21 protein-coding genes are annotated in these 19,225 nt (G+C 34.8%); 16 read left to right on the top strand and 5 right to left on the bottom strand.

The window, feature by feature from the left end; genetic code table 11:
- Positions 1–13 precede the first annotated feature (13 nt).
- The 4 genes from rimM to ACZ2M0_RS06765 all read left to right on the top strand — a co-directional run bounded on the left by rimM (position 14) and on the right by ACZ2M0_RS06765 (position 2,574).
- Positions 14–529 carry a ribosome maturation factor RimM gene (rimM, locus tag ACZ2M0_RS06780; RefSeq protein WP_198179014.1) on the top strand — a complete coding sequence of 172 codons (516 nt, stop codon included), beginning with the start codon at positions 14–16 and terminating at the stop codon, positions 527–529.
- On the top strand, positions 519–1,238 hold the full coding sequence (gene trmD, locus ACZ2M0_RS06775) for a tRNA (guanosine(37)-N1)-methyltransferase TrmD (protein WP_198179016.1): 720 nt from the start codon (positions 519–521) through the stop codon (positions 1,236–1,238). Before rimM ends, trmD begins: the two co-directional genes overlap by 11 nt.
- A gap of 123 nt (positions 1,239–1,361) precedes the next feature.
- Positions 1,362–1,709 carry a 50S ribosomal protein L19 gene (gene rplS / locus ACZ2M0_RS06770; protein ID WP_034981588.1) on the top strand — a complete coding sequence of 116 codons (348 nt, stop codon included), beginning with the start codon at positions 1,362–1,364 and terminating at the stop codon, positions 1,707–1,709.
- A 100-nt stretch (positions 1,710–1,809) separates the two neighbouring features.
- Complete coding sequence (locus ACZ2M0_RS06765) at positions 1,810–2,574, top strand: nucleoside phosphorylase (protein ID WP_198179018.1); 765 nt, start codon at positions 1,810–1,812, stop codon at positions 2,572–2,574.
- A 231-nt stretch (positions 2,575–2,805) separates the two neighbouring features.
- Here the strand turns inward: ACZ2M0_RS06765 and ACZ2M0_RS06760 are convergent, their stop codons facing one another.
- Positions 2,806–3,099 carry a hypothetical protein gene (locus ACZ2M0_RS06760; protein WP_198179020.1) on the bottom strand — a complete coding sequence of 98 codons (294 nt, stop codon included), beginning with the start codon at positions 3,097–3,099 and terminating at the stop codon, positions 2,806–2,808.
- A gap of 60 nt (positions 3,100–3,159) precedes the next feature.
- Here ACZ2M0_RS06760 and ACZ2M0_RS06755 point away from each other — a divergent pair, with 60 nt between their 5' ends.
- Positions 3,160–3,534 (top strand): MerR family transcriptional regulator, encoded by a 375-nt coding sequence (locus tag ACZ2M0_RS06755; RefSeq protein ID WP_490058954.1) that lies wholly within the window; start codon positions 3,160–3,162, stop codon positions 3,532–3,534.
- Between the two features lie 37 nt (positions 3,535–3,571).
- On the opposite strand, the gene lexA is transcribed toward ACZ2M0_RS06755, so the two are convergent.
- Complete coding sequence (lexA, locus tag ACZ2M0_RS06750) at positions 3,572–4,195, bottom strand: transcriptional repressor LexA (protein WP_198179024.1); 624 nt, start codon at positions 4,193–4,195, stop codon at positions 3,572–3,574.
- A 143-nt stretch (positions 4,196–4,338) separates the two neighbouring features.
- Between lexA and ACZ2M0_RS06745 the strand changes: the two genes are divergently transcribed.
- The 5 genes from ACZ2M0_RS06745 to ACZ2M0_RS06725 all read left to right on the top strand — a co-directional run bounded on the left by ACZ2M0_RS06745 (position 4,339) and on the right by ACZ2M0_RS06725 (position 10,016).
- Positions 4,339–4,587 (top strand): DUF896 domain-containing protein, encoded by a 249-nt coding sequence (locus ACZ2M0_RS06745; protein WP_198179026.1) that lies wholly within the window; start codon positions 4,339–4,341, stop codon positions 4,585–4,587.
- A gap of 69 nt (positions 4,588–4,656) precedes the next feature.
- On the top strand, positions 4,657–4,872 hold the full coding sequence (locus tag ACZ2M0_RS06740) for a YneF family protein (protein WP_046332244.1): 216 nt from the start codon (positions 4,657–4,659) through the stop codon (positions 4,870–4,872).
- A gap of 72 nt (positions 4,873–4,944) precedes the next feature.
- Positions 4,945–6,711, top strand: coding sequence for an ABC transporter ATP-binding protein (locus tag ACZ2M0_RS06735; protein WP_198179027.1), 1,767 nt, complete (start codon positions 4,945–4,947; stop codon positions 6,709–6,711).
- Positions 6,701–8,491, top strand: a complete 1,791-nt coding sequence (locus ACZ2M0_RS06730; RefSeq protein WP_198179028.1) for an ABC transporter ATP-binding protein — start codon at positions 6,701–6,703, stop codon at positions 8,489–8,491. Before ACZ2M0_RS06735 ends, ACZ2M0_RS06730 begins: the two co-directional genes overlap by 11 nt.
- Positions 8,492–8,615: 124 nt before the next feature.
- A complete protein-coding gene (locus ACZ2M0_RS06725) occupies positions 8,616–10,016 on the top strand; it encodes an FAD-binding oxidoreductase (RefSeq protein ID WP_198179029.1) in 1,401 nt (466 codons plus the stop codon).
- Positions 10,017–10,113: 97 nt separating this feature from the next.
- Here ACZ2M0_RS06725 and ACZ2M0_RS06720 read toward each other — a convergent pair whose 3' ends face one another.
- Together ACZ2M0_RS06720 and ACZ2M0_RS06715 are read right to left on the bottom strand one after the other, a co-directional pair.
- Positions 10,114–11,289: an SAM-dependent methyltransferase gene (locus tag ACZ2M0_RS06720; RefSeq protein ID WP_265892512.1), complete on the bottom strand. Its 1,176-nt coding sequence runs from the start codon at positions 11,287–11,289 to the stop codon at positions 10,114–10,116.
- Positions 11,290–11,367: 78 nt separating this feature from the next.
- Positions 11,368–11,982 (bottom strand): lysophospholipid acyltransferase family protein, encoded by a 615-nt coding sequence (locus tag ACZ2M0_RS06715; protein WP_198179031.1) that lies wholly within the window; start codon positions 11,980–11,982, stop codon positions 11,368–11,370.
- 58 nt (positions 11,983–12,040) lie between these two features.
- Here ACZ2M0_RS06715 and ACZ2M0_RS06710 point away from each other — a divergent pair, with 58 nt between their 5' ends.
- The 5 genes from ACZ2M0_RS06710 to ACZ2M0_RS06690 all read left to right on the top strand — a co-directional run bounded on the left by ACZ2M0_RS06710 (position 12,041) and on the right by ACZ2M0_RS06690 (position 16,071).
- A complete protein-coding gene (locus ACZ2M0_RS06710; protein WP_490058953.1) occupies positions 12,041–13,072 on the top strand; it encodes a GIY-YIG nuclease family protein in 1,032 nt (343 codons plus the stop codon).
- Positions 13,073–13,228: 156 nt separating this feature from the next.
- Complete coding sequence (gene rpsB / locus ACZ2M0_RS06705) at positions 13,229–14,032, top strand: 30S ribosomal protein S2 (protein WP_265892514.1); 804 nt, start codon at positions 13,229–13,231, stop codon at positions 14,030–14,032.
- 39 nt (positions 14,033–14,071) lie between these two features.
- Positions 14,072–14,947 (top strand): translation elongation factor Ts, encoded by an 876-nt coding sequence (tsf, locus tag ACZ2M0_RS06700; protein WP_490058952.1) that lies wholly within the window; start codon positions 14,072–14,074, stop codon positions 14,945–14,947.
- A 212-nt stretch (positions 14,948–15,159) separates the two neighbouring features.
- Positions 15,160–15,342, top strand: coding sequence for a hypothetical protein (locus tag ACZ2M0_RS06695; protein ID WP_045928220.1), 183 nt, complete (start codon positions 15,160–15,162; stop codon positions 15,340–15,342).
- A gap of 102 nt (positions 15,343–15,444) precedes the next feature.
- On the top strand, positions 15,445–16,071 hold the full coding sequence (locus tag ACZ2M0_RS06690; protein ID WP_045928219.1) for a nucleoside/nucleotide kinase family protein: 627 nt from the start codon (positions 15,445–15,447) through the stop codon (positions 16,069–16,071).
- A gap of 57 nt (positions 16,072–16,128) precedes the next feature.
- Here the strand turns inward: ACZ2M0_RS06690 and ACZ2M0_RS06685 are convergent, their stop codons facing one another.
- Positions 16,129–17,250 carry an acyltransferase family protein gene (locus ACZ2M0_RS06685; RefSeq protein WP_490058951.1) on the bottom strand — a complete coding sequence of 374 codons (1,122 nt, stop codon included), beginning with the start codon at positions 17,248–17,250 and terminating at the stop codon, positions 16,129–16,131.
- A 224-nt stretch (positions 17,251–17,474) separates the two neighbouring features.
- Here ACZ2M0_RS06685 and vprA point away from each other — a divergent pair, with 224 nt between their 5' ends.
- Complete coding sequence (gene vprA / locus ACZ2M0_RS06680; RefSeq protein WP_490058950.1) at positions 17,475–18,926, top strand: vinyl phenol reductase; 1,452 nt, start codon at positions 17,475–17,477, stop codon at positions 18,924–18,926.
- Positions 18,927–19,225 lie beyond the last annotated feature (299 nt).

Genomic DNA, 19,225 nt, shown 5'->3' with positions numbered 1-19,225 from the left:
ACTAGGAGAAACTATGCAATTTTATGATGTTGCGCGTATTTTATCTACACATGGTCTTAAGGGAGAAGTAAAGGTTGCTTTGATTACAGATTTTCCGGAGGAACGATTTGCTGCAAAAAAAGAATTAGCTTTAAAAGATAATCAACAAAAAAAGTTGACGGTTAAAAGCAGCAGGCCTTTTAAACAATTTTGGCTAGTTCAATTTAATGAGATCTCTGATATTGATAGTGCTAAGAAATTGGTCGGCGAAACTTTAGTTGTTAGTGAGCAAAATCAACATGAACTTCCAGATGGTGCATATTATTATCGGGATATTTTAGGCTGTGAAGTGATAGATAATCATTCTGGGGTTAAGCTGGGTCAAATAACTGGTATTGAGACTCCCGGTGCAAACGACGTTTGGGAAGTTACCGAACAAAATGGTAATGAATATTTAATTCCCTATATTGACAAAGTAGTTAAGAAAATAGATGTTGCACATAAAAAGATTTATGTAGAACTTTTGGAAGGGTTACGTAATGAAGATTAACGTATTAACGCTTTTTCCTGATATGTTTACACCATTGACGACCTCAATGCTTGGAAGAGGTCTTGAAGATGATAAATGGCAACTCAATCTAGTAAATTTTCGCGATTTTACCACTGATGTTCATCATCACGTTGATGATAGTCCATATGGTGGCGGCGCTGGCATGGTTTTGCAAGTCATGCCGATTAAAAAAGCCCTTGATTCACTTAAAAATAAGGGCAAAGTAATCATTACTGCACCACAGGGTAAAACTTTTAATCAAAAAATGGCACAAGACTGGTCTCAAGAAGAAAACTTGACATTTATTTGCGGTCATTATGAGGGCTTTGATCAACGCGTTTATAATTTGGCTGATGAAATTGTTTCAATAGGTGATTATGTCTTAACGGGTGGTGAACTGCCAACTATGAGTATGATAGACGCTACAGTCAGGTTAATACCAGGAATTTTGGGCAATGATGCTTCACCAGTAGAAGAAAGCTTTGCTCACGGCTTGCTGGAATATCCCCAATATACCAGGCCGGAAAATTTTCAAGGAAAAAAAGTACCGGAAGTATTAACATCTGGTAATCACCAAAAAATTGCGCAGTGGCGTCACAAGGAAGCTTTGCGTGCAACTTATTTACACAGACCTGATTTGCTTAAAAATTATACTTTAAGTGAAGAAGAAGAAAAAATGATGGCGGAAATAAAACGAGAAGAAGATTAAACTTGATTTTACCTGTTATTTTTGCTAGTATGATTGAGGTGTAAATTTATATTACACTAATAGTTAGGGGTATTCCGCTTACGTAGAGAACGCTAATGAATGCCGCAGAAGGAGAAAATAAAAATGGATCCATTAATTCAAGAATTAACTAAAGAACAATTACGTGACGATATTCCTGACTTTCGTGCAGGAGACACAGTTCGTGTTCATGTTCGTGTTGTTGAAGGCTCACATGAACGTATTCAGATGTTTGAAGGCGTTGTTATTAAGCGTAAGGGCACTGGAATTGGTGCCAGCTACACCGTACGTAAAATGGCATCTGGTGTTGGTGTTGAGCGTACTTTTCCAGTAAACGATCCACGTGTTGCCAAGGTTGAAGTATTGCGTCACGGTCGTGTACGTCGTGCTAAACTTTACTACTTACGTGATCGTCACGGTAAATCTGCTAGAATTGCAGAAAAGCGTCGTTAATTCACGCTTAAGTAAAAGAGAATCATTCCGTAAAGGGATGATTCTCTTTTTTGTTTATGTTAAAATCTTCAGCAATATATTTTTATTGAGGAGAAAAATTATGAATGAACCGTTTTTGTTAAATTTTGATTCTGAATCGAGGGCTGTTTTAGAACCGGATCACGAACAAGAAATTAATAACTTTCATTTTCAGCCCAAGCTGCTGTTTGCATTTTTAACTCCCGACGTGATCAGTAGTTTCTTGGCCCGTTATCCTCATAAAAAGCTCGGGTTCTTTGACTGTTTTGAAGGTGAAACCCCAATTTATCAGGTTGACTTAGACGGACAAAAAATTACTTTTTGTCAGGCAAAGATAGGTGCTGCAGCTGCTGTAGAGCTATTAGATTGGTTAATAAGTTACGGTGTTAAACAGATTTTAGCAATAGGATCAGCCGGCTGCTTAGTTGATTTACCAGAAAACTATTTTCTAGTGCCTACAAGAGCTATTAGAGATGAGGGTACATCCTTTCATTATATGAAACCAGGAACATACATTGACTTGAAGTCCGAGTTTCTAACGAAGACAAAAAAGTTACTGAGTCAAGAGGGCTTTAAGGTTGAAGAAGTAACTACCTGGACAACTGATGGTTTCTTTAGGGAAACTGTCAAGAAAGTAAAGCAAGCTAAAGAATTGGGGGCTTCTAGTGTAGAGATGGAATGTGCAGCAATGGCTGCGTGTGCACAATTCAGAGAGGCAGATTTTGCACAAATATTATTTACAGCCGATTCACTTAAAGATATAGAAAATCATGATGACAGAGGCTGGGGTAGGGATGCCCATGAAGCAGCAATTAATTTAGCTGCCAATATCATTAGTAAAATTTAACCAAGTTTGTGAAAAATTACTGTTGTGAAACCAAAGTGAAACAGCGTTATTATTCACAAGTAAATAACATAAAAGCTTTAGTAACAGCATTTTTAAGCATAATTTCAATATAAAGATTGTGAATTGATTTAAAGCATTAGTTGTGGAAAGTCAATTTCTTGCCATTATGACAGTATTTTGAGACGTTACGCTTGACTGCTAACAGGAATTTTGCCAGATGAATATCTAAAATTACTTAAAGCTCAGGCAAATCAAAATAATAGTCAAAATTAGTCTGATAAACCAGTGAGACCAAGTGATTTGTCCGTAAAGAAAAATACCATTTGCTAGAGCGGAAAGTAAAACTGCTACTAGAAATATAGTAGTTAAAAGTGGTTTTTTTAGAAAACTTCCGGCAATAATGCCTAATGCGGACAAGACGTTGATCATGATTAGCCAAATTGGCAAACTAGTAAAAGATGAAAAGCTGGCGCTAATCATGAGAACACCATATATAATAGTTAAAAAGATTGTTAGATATGACATTTTAATACCTCCTGCTAAAATTTAATCATCTGGGGTCGACCCTACGTCAAGGAGATAATTATGTATTTGAAAGAATTTATGCAAAAGGAAAATACTACACGTGATACAGTTAGACATTATATCTACTTAAACTTAATAACTCCTGGTCGTAAGGGAAGAAACTATTGGTTTACTGAAAACGAATGTGATATTTTTGAAGCAGTTAAAGAGTTTCAAGACTTGGGTTTTTCGCTGCAAGAAATAAAAGACATAAAAAAACTACACGATGAGTCGTGTAGTACTGAAAAGCAACGTAAACAAAACTTAAAGTTAATTAAGGATAAAATCGCCGTTATATCTGCAAAAATAAACAAATTAAAAATGCAGAAAAAAGTATTGGCAGAAGTAAAAAAAACTCTGCAGAAAAAAAGCATTATTGAAACTCGCAAAAAATAATTTTTATTTATCCCAATAATGCTATAAAGCTCTTTTGTTAAATAATAGTGTTACGGTATAGTCCAACTACTTTACCTAAAATGTGGACGCTTGACAATATAATCGGTGCCATCGTATCATTTTCAGGCTGCAAACGATAGTGACCTTTTTCCTTGTAAAATCGTTTTACAGTTGCTTCATTTTCATCTGTCATTGCTACTACAATTTCACCGTTAATTGCTGAAGATTGTTTGCGGACGATTACGTTATCTCCGTTGAGGATACCGGCGTTAATCATACTTTCACCATGAACTCTTAGCATAAAGAGGTCTCCGGCATCATTTGCTAAATCAGGAGGTAAGGGAAAGTAATCTTCGATGTCTTCAACAGCCAGAATTGGTTGGCCGGCTGTGACATCGCCGACTACAGGAATTTTTTTCGGCTGAACGCCTATCGCTTTTTTTCCTTCATCGGTTATTTCCAATGCTCTTGGTTTTGTAGCATCCTTTATTAATAATCCCTTATTTTCAAGCCTTGACAAATGGCCATGTACAGTAGAAGTGGAAGATAAATCTACAGCATGGCAAATTTCACGAACAGTGGGAGGAAAACCTCTGTCTTCAACCGTTTCATATATATAGCGTAAAATTTGTAATTGCTTAGTGTTTTGTTTTGTAGTCATAGTTATCTCCAGTATTTTAAACGTTTTCTTATATATTTAATTTTAGCAAAATAAATCGTATACTACAAACAAACGTTCTGAAAATTTAAAACTTTTTTTCCTGCTGATAATAATGTAGACTTTTTTAATGAGAGGTGCTTAAAATGAATGAAGATCTTGAGAAAAAAATGATAAATCGAATAAATGAACTTTATCATAAAAAGGAATCTGTTGGACTAACAGAAGCCGAGGAAAAGGAACGAAAAAAGTTACATCGGGAATTTATTAAAAACTTTAGAGCAGGCTTTAAACAAGACGTTGAAAATTTGGTCATAATTGATAAAAATGGCAATGAAATTACATCTGAGAAAGCCAAGAAAGCTCAAAGAGAAAAAGGTTTAAGAAAAGATTAACTTTGATCTTTAATTTTACTGTATTTTTAGGTAAGATATACCTATTGGACAAATTGAGGTGATTATTTTATGAACTTAGGATTAGCGATTTTTCTAATAGTTATAGCACTGTTGTTAGGCCTAGTGGGTGGTTTTTACGGTGCCAGAGCATATATGAAAAAATATTTTAAGGATAATCCGCCAATCAGTGAAGATATGATTGTTGCCATGATGTCTCAAATGGGCCAAAAACCTTCAGCCAAGAAGGTAAACCAAGTGATGAACATGATGAAGCACCAAAAGTAAAAACTTACTAGATTGAAATAGTGTGGCGGAGAACGATATCTCCGCTTTTTTACTGAATTTTTTAGGTGAATAATGGGTATATTTTTTAAATTAGGCTGGTTTTTTAAAAAAGAGAAAAAGCGTTACCTCATAGGTATTACATTTTTAGCATTAACTTCAGTTGTGAACTTGGTGCCACCAAGGATTTTAGGCCTAATGGCTGATCAATTAGATAAAGGACATATTAGTTGGCAGGAATACGGTCTACTGATTTTGGCTATCATTTTAGCGGCCTTATTACTCTATGGCTTTCGCTATTTTTGGCGTAGTCAGATTTGGGGTGGAGCAGCTGAACTGGAACTGCAATTAAGATCAAAATTATTTCGTCATTTCATGGCTATGGATCGCACTTTTTATCAACGTCACAGAACTGGTGATTTGATGGCTCACGCCACAAATGATGTTTCGGCGGTTCAGGAAGTTGCGGGTGAAGGTGTCTTAACATTAGTAGATTCACTCATAATGAGCGTATCCACTATGGTGGCCATGATTGCTTTTGTTGATTGGCGTTTAACACTTGTAGCTCTTCTGCCTTTGCCATTTTTGGCTTGGGGAGCATGGAAATTAGGAGACAGGCTACATGATGCTTTTGATAAATCTCAAGCAGCTTTTTCCAAATTAAACAATAAAACTCAAGAATCTGTTTCAGGTATCAAAGTTTTAAAAACTTTTGGACAAGGTAAAGAAGATACAGCCGCTTTCAACCAAATGATAGACAATACTATAAAAATCAATAAAAAAGTTTTTAAATGGGATTCTATGTTTGATCCATTAGGTACATTTCTTATTGGTTTGACATATACCATAACTATCATTTATGGCGGAATGTTAGTTTTTAACAAGGCTCTCACTATTGGCCAGTTAGTTTCATTTATAGCATATATCGGCAATATGGTCTGGCCGATGTTTGCGATTGGGTATCTTTTTAATATACTAGAGCGAGGAAGTGCTAGTTACGACCGTATTGAAAAGCTGCTGGAAGAAAAATCTGAAATCACCGACAAAAATGCTGATCAAAAATTATCTGCCAAAGATATTGCTGGGGATCTTATTTATCATGTTAAATATTTTGCATACCCAGATGAACCTAAAGTTCAAGTATTAAATAATATCGACTTTACGTTAAAGACAGGGCAAACTCTGGGTCTTGTTGGTAAAGTAGGGGCTGGAAAAACTACCATCATACAGCTTTTACTAAGGGAATTTGACAAATATGATGGTCATATTACCTTAAATGGACATGATATCAGGGAGATCCCGCTTAATGTTTTATTGCGCCAAATATCATATGTGCCCCAAGATAATTACTTATTTTCAACCAGTATTCAAAAAAATATTGCTTTTTCAAAAGCAGACAGTAATGAAAGTGCTATTGTTGCTGCAGCAAAGAAAAGTGATCTGCACAATGATATATTACAAATGCCTGGTGGCTACAATACTTTGGTTGGTGAAAACGGTGTTTCACTTTCCGGAGGACAAAAACAACGTATGTCCATTGCCCGCGCCTTGCTGAAGCAAAGTCAAATTTTAGTTTTAGATGATGCACTGTCAGCTGTTGATGCCAGAACTGAAATGGCTATTTTACATTCTTTGAAAAAAGAACGAAAAGGCAAGACAACTTTAATTGCTACGCATAGACTTACATCAGTAATGAATGCTGATTTGATTTTAGTACTAAAAAATGGTCGGATTGTTGAACGAGGAACTCATGACCAGTTGCTAAAATTAAATGGTTGGTATGCAGATATGTGGCAAAGACAAGAGTTAGAAGATAAGGTAGGTAACTCCAATGGACGATGAAAACTCATTTCAATCAGTCTGGTCGCAAGAGATTCCAGTAAAAGAACAGCTTAGCATTTTTAAACGTTTATTGCGGTTTGTAATGCATTTTAAAAATGAAATGATTATTGCTGGTATAGGTGCCTTTTTAGTAAGTGTAATCAACGTTTTACTGCCATATGGTTTACAGTATTTTTTGGATAACTTTTTGAGTAAAACTGATGTTACAACACAAATAATTTTATTTGCGGGTTTTCTTTACGCATTTGGTTCTGTTGTCAAAGGAATTTTACAATTTACCTATGAGTACTTTTTTGCTTTAGGATCAGAAAAATCGCTAGAAGGCTTGCGGTTAGAACTTTATAAAAAGTTGCATACATTAGGGATGCGCTACTTTGACCAAACTCCAGCCGGTTCAATAGTCTCAAGAGTAACAAACGATACTATGACCTTGAGTAATTTTCTAACTGTATTATCAAGTGTGGTAATTTCATTTTTCTCAATCATTTCAGCAATGGTAGCAATGTTTTCTACAAATGTAATGGCTGGACTGATAGTACTTGCTTTTTTGCCCGTACTTTTAGTGATCATATGGCAATATTCTAAAAGGAGTTCTAAACTTTATCGTAGTTATCGTGAGCGATTGAGTCGCATCAATACTAACTTAAATGAATCAATTGAAGGTGTTTCTTTAATTCAACAATTTAAGCAAGAAGAGCGCATGACTAATCATTTTGAAAATGAAAATAATGCTTTAATGAAAACAAGATTTGATATGATTAATCTTAATTCATTTTTGCTGTCACCTTTAACTAGTCTATTATATTCACTTGCATTAGCTTTAACTTTAATGTATTTTGGTTTTCCGTTAAGGAAAACATTCGTGCCAGCGGGTGTAGTTTACGCATTTTCACAATATATTTCCCAGTTTTTTAATCCAATTGCCAATATGATGGATCAGATGACTTTCTTCCAAGACGGTATTGTAGCAGGTAAAAGAATTTTTCGGATATTAGATAATACTGATTACGAGCCACAACAAAAAGCTGAGGCTGGTTTAACAATTAATCAAGGAAAGATTGAGTTTAAGCACGTAAGTTTTTCATATGATGGTAAAAACGAAATTTTACATGATATATCTTTCACAGTTAATCCCGGAGAAACTTTAGGCATAGTTGGCCATACAGGTTCTGGTAAAAGTTCAATTATTAACGTAATGATGCGTTTTTATGAATTTTATAAAGGTGAAGTACTAATTGATGGTGTTGACATTAAAAAGTATCCAAAAGCAGAATTACGCAAAAAACTGGGATTGGTATTGCAAGAACCCTTCATGTTCTATGGAGATATTAATTCCAATATTCGACTTTATAACAAAAACATCACTGACGAGCAAATTAAAAAAGCTGCAGAAACCGTTCAGGCAGATAGCTTTATTGAGAATCTCCCTGGAAAGTACCATGCTAAAGTAGGTGAAGGCGGCAGCGAGTTTAGTCAAGGCCAAAGGCAATTGATTTCATTTGCAAGGACTTTAGTAACAGATCCAAAGATATTGGTTTTGGATGAAGCAACTGCAAATGTTGATACTGAAACTGAAACGCTCATTCAGCAGGGACTAAAGAGATTGCGCAAAGGCCGCACAACTTTGGCTATAGCGCACAGACTTTCAACTATTGTTGATGCAGATCAAATTATTGTTTTAAATGATGGCAAAATAGTAGAAAGAGGCAATCATGAAAAACTTCTTTCACAAAAAGGTTATTATTATAATTTATATACCTTACAGAATAGCCAAAAGTGAAAAAAAGCACAAAGCTAAAAACTTTGTGCTTTTTTATATTTGGTATTGACAGCGTTTACATTAAAGAGTAAATTTATCATGTTAGCAGTAGCTAAATTATGATTTTAGTAAGAAGGGAATTATAATGGAATATCATAAAATTAATCAAACTGATCTGGATAATTTAAGTAAGTTCATTTCAGATCCAGAAAGGTTTATTACTAAACCTACTAAACACTGGGATCATGACCAATTTGGCACAGTCAAAGCTATGCCTGATTTGGTAATTCAACCAACAAGCAATGAAGAGGTAATGAATGTTGTTAAATATGCAAGTGATCATTCAATACCTTTGGTTCCAAGAGGAAATTCAACTGGTTTAATGGGAGCTAACCTTGCTGTTGATGGCGGAATTTCACTGGACATGATCAAAATGAACAAGGTTTTGGAATATGATCCAGAAAGTTTGACCATGACTGTTCAAGCTGGATTGAGATTGAAAGACTTGGACGAATATCTGGCTGATAAGCCTTTCATGTATATGCCTGCTCCAGCCATGCACTGGGCAACTATCGGTGGTAATGTTTCCACCAATGCGGGTGGACTTAAAGCTATTAAATATGGCGTTACCAGAGAGCACATTCGTGAGATCAAAGTTGTATTAACTAATGGTAAATTATATAAATTTGGTTCAAAGGCAGTTAAATCATCTTCAGGCTATTCATTAAAGGATTTGATCATTGGTTCAGAAGGAACACTGGGTGTTGTAACAGAAGTTACAATTCGTTTATACCCAAGACCTCACAAATCTATCAATGCCATTATTCCATTTCCAACTTTGAATGACGCCATTAGATCAGTACCAGCTATTCTGAAATCTGGAGTTGTACCAACTACTGTTGAGTTTATGGGACGTAAGGTTGTTAAACTCTGGGAAACTTATGCTAAAGATGAATTTCCGATTAAGCATGGTGACGGCTTTATTATCATTGGAATTGATGCCTTTACAGAAGATGAGTGGAAAGCAGAGCTTAATGAAACTTTAGAAGTTGTTAAACCTTTTAAAGCTGAAAAAGCTATCGTTTTGAGTGCTGATTCTGATGAAGCCAAGAAGATCTGGAAATGTCGTGAAGAGTTATTGCTGGCCATTCAAAACTCTACTCCAAAGATGGATGAAATTGATGTTTGTGTTCCAATCAACCACATTCCTGTTGTTTTAGACCGGATTGAGGAATTAGAAAAAGAATTAAACATTAGGATTCCAAACTTTGGTCATGCTGGAGACGGCAACTTGCATATTTATCTTTGCTCTGACAATATGTCTGATGAAGAGTATGCTAAAACCAGTGATAAAGTTATTTCTGAATTGTATAAAACCGCTAAATCTCTTGATGGTAATATGTCCGGTGAACACGGAATTGGTTATGCAAGAGCAAATTACTATGAAGACTTTTACGGTAAAGATTATACCGACTTACTACGTAAGGTTAAAAAGTTATTTGATCCTAATTATATTGTTAATCCAGGGAAGATTTTTAAACCTTAACCCGAATTCTAAATCATAGTGTGGATGTAAATTTAAATTACTAAAAAAGCTGACAAAGTCAATTTGTCAGCTTTTTGTATGGATGAAAATATTAATACTACTTATCTAACATATACTTTCTTGTCATTGGTAAGTTCTTGCCAGATGGGCCTTTAGTAATTAGATATTGCACGACATCAATGTTGCCAGATTCAAAAGAAGCAGCGCAAGCCTGCAAGTATAAATCCCACATACGGGTAAAACGTTCACCCATATTCTTTTGGATTTGATCTCTTTTAGCATTAAAATTTTTATCCCAAATTTCAAGCGTTCTTTGATAATGCCTTCTAAGCATTTCCAAGTCTGTCAATTGCATGTTGTTTTCGACAATATGACCAATGTTTTCAGTTAAACCTGGTACATAACCACCTGGGAAAATGTACTTGTTAATCCAAGCATTCTTGGCACCGCCTTGTTGACGAGTTATGCCATGAATAAGGGCTACGCCATCTTTCTTTAAATATTTGGCTACATCAGCAAAGTATTGGCCTAAATTTTCTTTGCCAACATGTTCAAACATGCCTACAGAGGTAATATAATCCCATTGTTCATTTCCCAACTCACGGTAGTCTTCTAACTTAACTTCCGCAATATCTTGCAAGTTCTGGTCGTATATTTTCTTTTGCACAAGTTTATACTGCTCTTCACTCAGAGTTACACCAGTTACTTTTAAGCCGTATTCTTTGGCAGCAACCAGCATAAGAGTGCCCCAGCCACATCCAATATCAAGTAATGTCTTTCCTTTTTCAGGATGTAATTTATTTAAAATATGATGGATTTTATTCAATTGTGCTGTTTCAAGGTCGTCATTTTCATTTTCAAAATAGGCACATGAATATGTTAAAGTAGGGTCAAGCCATAATTTATAAAAGTCGTTACCGATATCATAGTGACTTTGAACATCTTTTTCACTTTGTTCTTCAGTGTGTTTTTCTTTGGGTAAAAATTTTCTAAATTTACTGGATCGCATGAAACTTCCGGCGCTTTCATAAGCCCCGCAAATTAGTTTTTGCAAACTGCCTTTAATCTCAATCCTTTTATCCATATATGCTTCGCCAAGAGCCAGTGAAGCATTTCTAGAAATAGCACTTGTCGGAATCTTTTCGTTAAAAATTATCTCTATATTTGGAGTACCGTTTCCATATACCTCGCTTTTGCCATCCCAATATGTTACTTTGACCGGGAATGGAAAAGATTTGCTTAACATAGCTCTATAAAAACTTTTTTCTAACAATTTTAAAATCCTCCATCTAACTTTTTACAGTATTATTTTAACACTTGTTTATAAAGCTTATGTTTAAAGAATGATTTTTTATTTAGGTTGATAATGAAAATCCGGATTTTGTTCGTAATCAATTTTATCCCAGGCTTTTTTCAATTTATTATCTAGCATTGCTTCATTTTCGTGTGTGAGTCTAATTTTACGGTCAACCATAAACGGTTCTCCAAAGCATACTTCCAAAGGTTGGCGTTTTAACAAACCTGTGAAAGTTAGAGGGCCTTGGTAAACTACAGGCACTATAGGCGTATTTGACAGCTTGGCAATAGCAATAGTACCGCTTTTCATTTCAGTTGAATGCCTGGTACCTGAAGGAAAAATAATTAAGGAATAATTTCCCTTTCTTAATCCATTAATGGGGGTTTTTAAAGCTGAAGGTCCCGGATGTTTACGGTCAACTGGAAATGCATGAGCGTGTTTTAAAATGAACCGTAATATTGGATTTTTAAACAATTCTATTTTTGCCATAAACATGAATTCCTTAGGACTGGCAGCTAATGCAAATAAAATTGGTTCCCACCAGGTTCTATGTGGTGCTGCCAAGATATAATTGCCTGCGGGAATTCTTTCTTTATGATTAACGTGTAAATGTCCGTTTAATAACCAGACAATAAAGCGGGCTACCGGACGAATGAAATGATAAAACATAATTTCCTCCAATTGATGTAAAATATTATAACAGAGCTGCGAGAGAGGACAAATTTTTATGGAAAAATTATTGAAAAATGAACGTATTGATTATATGTACAGTGATGATTTAAAAATAATTCAAAATAAATCATCTTTCAGCTTTTCATTAGATACTCTGCTTTTAGCGGCAACTGCAAAGGATGCAATTAAAGATAATTCCAAGGTAGCGGATTTATGTGCGGGTAATTGTGCAGCAACAATGTATATGGCTTATTTTAATCGTGCTAAATATGATACGGTTGAAATACAAGAAGAAGTGGCTTCACAAGCTGAACGTTCTATTGCGCTAAATAATATGGAAAATCGTATCCAGGTTTTTCAAAAAAACGTTAAAGATGCTCCTGCATTTTTACGAAAAGATTCATATGATGTAATTGTCGTGAATCCACCTTACTTTAAAGTTGCACAAAATCATAAAGTAAATCCTGATCCAGCAAAGGCTATTGCCAGGCATGAAATATTAATTAATTTAGAAGAAATAATTTCTGTAGCCAGTGCCTTGCTTAAAATGAAAGGCAAATTATTTATGGTCCATCGACCAGAGCGCTTAAACGAAATTGCCTATTTTTGTCTTAAGCATGATTTGAGTATTAAGCTGGTACAGCCATATGTTTCTCATCGAGGAGAGGACTGCAATTTAATAATTATTGAGGCAGTTAAACATACTGGTAGCGACGGTCTGGTATTAAGGGATGCCATTGAGGTACATGATAAAAACGGTAATTATCTTCCTCCGATTCAGCGTATAATCAGAGAAACGGAATCGGATAGAGCAAAAAAGCAAAAGAGAAGGAGATATTATTTTTATGTACTCTTATGCAAAGATAATAGCTTCTATGGTGGCTTTACTGATGATTTATCCAAACGACTGAAAGCACATAACAGCGGCAAGGGTGCCAAATACACGAAATCTCGCAGACCGGTTAAATTACTTTATCATGAAGAGTTTAAAGATAAAAAGCTGGCGCTTAAAAGAGAATACTGGTTTAAGCACCATAACAGGGCGTGGAAAGAAAAATTTCTAAGGGAGCATAAAGTTGATTTTTAACCTTGCATCTTAAGCAATAATCTAGTATTATTTTAACGTATGCCTTTAGGCATATTGTGTAATAAACATCAAGAGCGATCAGTATTTTGGTGCCACACAATGGTGAAATACTGAAATGACCGCTTGAGAGGATTAAAACCATAGGAGGAAGTTAATATGTCAGTAGTTTCAATGAAACAATTGCTTGAAGCTGGTGTCCATTTTGGTCACCAAACTAGAAGATGGGATCCAAAAATGGCTCCTTATATCTTTACACAAAGAAATGGTATTTACATCATTGATTTGCAAAAAACTATCAAGATGTTGGATGATGCTTATTCATTTGTTAGAGCCGTTGCTCAAAATGGTGGCGTTATCCTATTTGTTGGTACTAAGAAACAAGCTCAAGATTCAATTGCTGAAGAAGCTACTCGTGCTGGTCAATACTACGTTAACCAACGTTGGTTAGGTGGTACATTGACTAACTGGAAGACTATCCAGAGCCGAGTACAAAGATTAAAAGATTTAAAGAAAATGTCAGAAGATGGCACATTTGATGTGTTGCCAAAGAAGGAAGCTTCTCTTTTGACTAAAGAAAAGGATAAATTGGAAAGATTCTTAGGTGGTATTGAAGATATGCCTAGAATTCCAGATGTTTTATTCGTAGTCGATCCTAAAAAGGAAAAGATTGCTGTTCATGAAGCTAATATTTTAGGAATTCCTGTAGTAGCTATGGTCGACACTAACACTGATCCAGACCCAGTTGACGTAGTTATTCCTGCAAACGACGATGCTATTCGTGCTATTCGTTTGATTTCAGGCGCTATGGCTGATGCTGTTATTGAAGGTAAGCAAGGTCAAGATGATGACAATGCTGAAGCAGAGATGGCTAAGGGTGTAGAAGAAAAACAAGCAGATACTGAAGCTGATGCAGAAAAAACAGTAGAAACTGAAGAAACTTCTGACTCAGATGAAGACTAGTTTTAATTATTAATAAGTTTTTATTTGGAAGGAAAAATAATGGCAAACATTACTGCTAAACAAGTAAAAGAATTACGTGACCGTACCGGTGCCGGCATGATGGATTCCAAGAAGGCTTTGGTTAAAGCTGATGGTGATATTGAAAAGGCAATTGACATTTTAAGAGAAAATGGTGTTGCTAAAGCTGCTAAGAAGAGTGGGCGTATCGCTGCTGAAGGCTTAGCTGAATATGCTTTTGAAGGAAATAATGCTGTTGTAGTAGAAATTAACTCTGAAACAGACTTTGTTTCATCAAATGATAAATTTATTAAGTTAGTTGATGATGTGACCAAGGCAATTTTAGCGGCTAAACCTGCTAACGTTGAAGAAGCATTAAAATCACCAATGGGTGATTCCACAATTGGCGAGGAAATTACCAACCTTACTGCTGTCATTGGTGAAAAAATCACTTTAAGAAGATTTGATCTAATTACTAAGAATGATGATGAAGTCTTTGGTGCATACAAGCACAATGGTGGTGCAATTGTTGCAGTTGTTACCTTAAAAGGCAACAGTGAGGAAGCAGCTAAGAACATTGCAATGCACGTTGCCGCAATTAACCCAGAATACTTGAACAAGGATTCAGTACCAAAGGCTGATTTTGATCGTCAGAAAGAAGTTTTCACTAAGGAAACTGAAAATGAAGGCAAGCCTGCTAAAATCATTCCTAAGATTGTTGAGGGCAGAGTAAACAAGTATCTCAGTGAAATTTGTTTGGTGGACCAACCATACGTTAAAGATGGTGATATGACAGTAGCTGAATATGCTAAATCAGACGGCTGCGAAGTTGTTGGCTACAAACGTTACGAAGTTGGCGAAGGTATCGAAAAGAAGCAAGAAGACTTTGCTGCTGAAGTAAAAGAACAAATGAAATAGATAAATATTCTTATTTATTCAATTAAAAGCTCTTATCTCTATAGATGAGGGCTTTTTGTTATATTTAAAAAAGTAAATTGTATATTAACAAAATTAGGCAAAAAATTAGTTAAATTTTGCTTAACCTTTAATTTTCTAACTCCATTAATGATTAATTTGGTTTTTAATTAATATCAATTAAGAATTAGAAATTAGTTTAATCGGAGGTATTTATGGGTTTCTGGGTTATGATTTTGTCTTTGGTATTTGGAGCAATTCTAATCTATCTTAGTCTTGATAGTAAGTTTTCAAAGCTAGCAAAAAGAATTTCCTTTGTAGTAGGATTCCTACTGATAGTGGGTGCTATTTTCATAGCTACTCCAACTGGAGCCGAATTTGTGATGAAAATTACCTAATTTTAATGAAATCGCTTGCAAAAAAATAGCACACCATGTATACTTTAAAACTGCACTGTTAACTTACAGGGCAGTTTTTTAGTTTTTAATGGAGGCGTGAAAATGGAATTTACTGAGCAAGATTATGAAAATCGTAAAAATTTTGTCAAAGGTTTGTTTTCTTTAGGCGGATTAAGTGAAAGCGGCAAATCAGCTGCTGGAATTTATTTTGACAGCATTGGTATCAAGCGAATGAAAATTATTGCAGTAGAAAAAGAAATGATGATAGAACGCAATTATCAGTTCTCTGGGCATCCATCAGAACAAGATTTCACCAATCTTTATGCTAAAGACACTGAAAAGGTGTTTAAAGAGTTCTTATACCGTTTAATAGGTAAAATGCAAGATGAAAATATTCATTATGCATCAATTGAAAGCTTATACCGTTCAGAATTAGGTGTCTACCTTAAAAAAGAACTAGGTTCTAAAATGATGAACATTTACATTGAAGCGCCTCTTGAAGTTCGCGCTCAAAGAGAATACAAAAAGCAAACAATTGATAACGGTAAAAACTTTACTTTTGAACAAATAATTGAGCGAACCAAAAAGAAGGATCAGTTCAAAATCAAGCATGGAGCACTTAAAGTAAAGGATATAGCAGATATTATTGTTAACAATGATTCTTTTGTAGAAAATGAAAAGCAATATTTAAATATTATGGCAGGCATTGCTTCTATAGTAAAAAAGTAAAAAATAAAGCACTTTGTTTTAATTATTGTCAAAGTGCTTTTTATTTGAAAATATTTGTTATTTTAGACTAAGCATACTTAAGAACTTTTTCGCTTTTGACCACCAAATATGAAGATCGTATGCTGAAGTGAAAGAAAGTATCCACGTCAGGATCCATGTGCCAAAAAAGGTAAAGAATGGATGATACATAGCATGATAGTTAATGTTTAGTCCGCGCCAAATCAGTTGATTCCAAAATACATTTGATAAATATGCTCGATAGGCATAAGTTGCTAAAAAGTGAAAGACTTTCAAGCAAGTTTTAGAGTTGTGTCTAATATTAAATAAACATAATGCAGCTACTAAAGCTATAACGGCTAAACAGTAAAATGTCATAGACGGCTTATAATATGGGGCATTAGCGAAGTTAACTGGATGTCCAAAACCATGTAATTCAAAATTTGTCCATAAAAAGCATGCAACAAAACCAACTAAGATCAGCCACCAAAACTTATATAAAAACGTATTGACATAATCTCTAAATTGCCAGGCCAATACACCATAGACACCATAAATAAAGAAAGAAATAAAAATACGATCTAGCAGATACCAGTTCTTTTCTTGTGGACCATGAAAAACGTAAAAGTCATAAAACCAGAGCCATGCAAAATATAAAACAAAAGTAATAGCGGCAACTAGTAAACCACGTTTAACATTGTTACCAACATAGCGGCTAATAGCCCGGAAAATAGGCGTTAAAATTATAAATTGCAACATCATTGTGTTATACCACAGGTGAGGAGCAGCGTTACCATTAACAAATTGCCAGCAAAAGGAACTAAAATTATTAAATCTGTTTATCTGTTGAAGCCAGGGCATTCCCAGCAAGTAAATAAGTGTCCACCAAAATGTAGGAACAAACAAATTTGACCAACTTGATCGCATATACTGCTTGTAAGAAAAAGTGCCATCTAAATCATTTATTCGAATTGTTGAGTATAAAATGCCAAAAATAAAAGCAGGAGCTGTATATTTAACAAAATTATACATAATACCAAAAATATCTTGCGTATGAAAAGGTTGGCCCACTTCCATAATTAAAGCCATGATTGGTTGCGCCATTACAGCAGTGCATGCGAATACTTTCAAATAATCTCCTACATCAGCAATATTGGATGATTTGTATGAATACTTTTTCATTTTTAGTTTGAAAATTCACTTTCTTTTAGCTTATATTTTTTAAAATTTTGAGATACTAATATTTTCTATTATAAACTCAAAAAAGGATATCAATCAGACGATGAAGTTTTTTACAATAAGAACTAAAATAAATTTTTGAATTTATTATTTTAGTTATATTATAGATGGAGAGAGTTTTCATACATACGTATAGTATTTATTTTTACTTTAATAAAGGAGACAAAATGTTATCAAAAAGAAATGACTATGACTTGGTTGTAATTGGCTCAGGATTATCTGGTCAAGCAGCTGCAGCAGCTTCTGTTGAAAAAGGCTTAAACACTTTAGTGGTTGAGAAAGGTCGAACAACAGGTGGATCTGGAAATTATGTAGAAGGTATTTTTGCTGTAAATAGTAAAATGCAGAAAAAGCAGGGAATTAATCTGTCTGAAAAAGAAATTTTGCATGACGAACAAGAATTTTCCCATTTTGAGGCAGATACAATGATATGGAAAGACTATATTGCGCAGTCTGCTAAAAATGTTGAATGGTTAAATAATATTGGAGTTAAATTCGATGGCGTAGCAACACTTGGTGCAGGACTCAACACTTGGCATATGTTTAAGGGTTTAGGTAATCATGCAATTCACGATGCAATGCAGCCGTATTCTGAAAAAAACGGTGTGGAATTTAACACTTCAGCTTCTGTAGTTAATCTTCTACAAAATAGCACTGGAAATATTACTGGAGTAATTATTGAAGATTTTGCAACCAAAAAGCAGAAGGAAATAAAAACTAAAGCGGTAATATTGGCTACTGGCGGTTACTTAAATAACAGAAAAATGCTTTTAAAGTATTTTAATTCTAATGCAAATCGCATTATTCCTATGAATTCTGGAAAAAGTGATGGTTCAGGACTTCAATTAGCATGGAATGCTGGCGCTAAAAAATTTGGAATGGGAATGGCAATGATGTTTGGAGGACAAATAAAAGAAGATACTATTCCCTCATATCAATTTTGGAAAACAGATATTGGTATTGCAAGTTGTGAAATGGCTCCGCTTTGGGTTAATGAAGTTGGGCAGAGATTCGTTGACGAAAGTGTTTTTAGAATATGGGCGCATGCTGGAAATGCTATTATCAGGCAAGAAAAGGTATACGCGATATTTGATCAGGCTATCCTGGATGAGTTTGCTGATAAAAAATTACCTAGGAGTTTAAAACCGCTTTCAGATCGTACTAGACTGGATAAGTTGAAAAGCATGATTTCTGAAGCTGAGGAAAAGCGCATGTCGTTTTTGACTAAAGCTGATTCTATTGCTGAGTTGGCTGAAAAACTGCACCTGCCTCAATTAGCAGAAACAGTTAAGCGATATAATCAGTTAGCACTTATAAAAAAAGATGAAGATTTTGAAAAACCAGCAAACTACCTTAAGACCATCCAAAAAGGTCCTTTTTATGCTTTTGAATTGGGTGTAGGAGCTTATTGTACAATGGGTGGTTTGAGAGTAAACCGCAAAAATGAAGTCTTAGATGAAAATGGTAGACAAATATCTGGATTATATGCCGTTGGATCTGATGCCTCAGCTGTTCTTGTGGGTGATACCTATGGTGTAAATGTTCCTGGTTCTGAAGCAGGGTATTGTATTTATTCGGGTAGAACAGCTGTCGATAATATTGCAATGTTAACTCATTAGAAAATCACATTTAAAAAGACTAATTAAGAGTTCTATAATGGCCAGATTTATGTTTAACTTTTTAGGTGCACTTCACTAATAGCAAGTATTAATATCTATTTAACGCTGATCTCTTAGTTTTTATTTAGCTTTTTTAAACAATAACTCTAACATTCCTGCTATTTAAACTTTTTTCATTATTGTTGACGTTATTGCTATTAGTAAAATACATATGTCAAGAGTCTGAAGATGATTTACAGTGGCAAAATCTTTTCCAGGCTTTTGTTTATTTTAATGTGCCATTGACCTAGAAATAAAAC

The organism is Lactobacillus sp. VURO6/B1 (VP7) (genome assembly GCF_058139575.1).
Note: the sequence above shows the minus strand (reverse complement) of the source record. Positions and strands in the feature narration are given on the sequence as shown.

Coding starts and splice junctions, on each gene's coding strand:
- rimM (WP_198179014.1), top strand. CDS start 14: ATGCAATTTTATGATGTTGCGCGTATTTTATCTACACATGGTCTTAAG.
- trmD (WP_198179016.1), top strand. CDS start 519: ATGAAGATTAACGTATTAACGCTTTTTCCTGATATGTTTACACCATTG.
- rplS (WP_034981588.1), top strand. CDS start 1,362: ATGGATCCATTAATTCAAGAATTAACTAAAGAACAATTACGTGACGAT.
- ACZ2M0_RS06765 (WP_198179018.1), top strand. CDS start 1,810: ATGAATGAACCGTTTTTGTTAAATTTTGATTCTGAATCGAGGGCTGTT.
- ACZ2M0_RS06760 (WP_198179020.1), bottom strand. CDS start 3,099: ATGTCATATCTAACAATCTTTTTAACTATTATATATGGTGTTCTCATG.
- ACZ2M0_RS06755 (WP_490058954.1), top strand. CDS start 3,160: ATGTATTTGAAAGAATTTATGCAAAAGGAAAATACTACACGTGATACA.
- lexA (WP_198179024.1), bottom strand. CDS start 4,195: ATGACTACAAAACAAAACACTAAGCAATTACAAATTTTACGCTATATA.
- ACZ2M0_RS06745 (WP_198179026.1), top strand. CDS start 4,339: ATGAATGAAGATCTTGAGAAAAAAATGATAAATCGAATAAATGAACTT.
- ACZ2M0_RS06740 (WP_046332244.1), top strand. CDS start 4,657: ATGAACTTAGGATTAGCGATTTTTCTAATAGTTATAGCACTGTTGTTA.
- ACZ2M0_RS06735 (WP_198179027.1), top strand. CDS start 4,945: ATGGGTATATTTTTTAAATTAGGCTGGTTTTTTAAAAAAGAGAAAAAG.
- ACZ2M0_RS06730 (WP_198179028.1), top strand. CDS start 6,701: ATGGACGATGAAAACTCATTTCAATCAGTCTGGTCGCAAGAGATTCCA.
- ACZ2M0_RS06725 (WP_198179029.1), top strand. CDS start 8,616: ATGGAATATCATAAAATTAATCAAACTGATCTGGATAATTTAAGTAAG.
- ACZ2M0_RS06715 (WP_198179031.1), bottom strand. CDS start 11,982: ATGTTTTATCATTTCATTCGTCCGGTAGCCCGCTTTATTGTCTGGTTA.
- ACZ2M0_RS06710 (WP_490058953.1), top strand. CDS start 12,041: ATGGAAAAATTATTGAAAAATGAACGTATTGATTATATGTACAGTGAT.
- rpsB (WP_265892514.1), top strand. CDS start 13,229: ATGTCAGTAGTTTCAATGAAACAATTGCTTGAAGCTGGTGTCCATTTT.
- tsf (WP_490058952.1), top strand. CDS start 14,072: ATGGCAAACATTACTGCTAAACAAGTAAAAGAATTACGTGACCGTACC.
- ACZ2M0_RS06695 (WP_045928220.1), top strand. CDS start 15,160: ATGGGTTTCTGGGTTATGATTTTGTCTTTGGTATTTGGAGCAATTCTA.
- ACZ2M0_RS06690 (WP_045928219.1), top strand. CDS start 15,445: ATGGAATTTACTGAGCAAGATTATGAAAATCGTAAAAATTTTGTCAAA.
- ACZ2M0_RS06685 (WP_490058951.1), bottom strand. CDS start 17,250: ATGAAAAAGTATTCATACAAATCATCCAATATTGCTGATGTAGGAGAT.
- vprA (WP_490058950.1), top strand. CDS start 17,475: ATGTTATCAAAAAGAAATGACTATGACTTGGTTGTAATTGGCTCAGGA.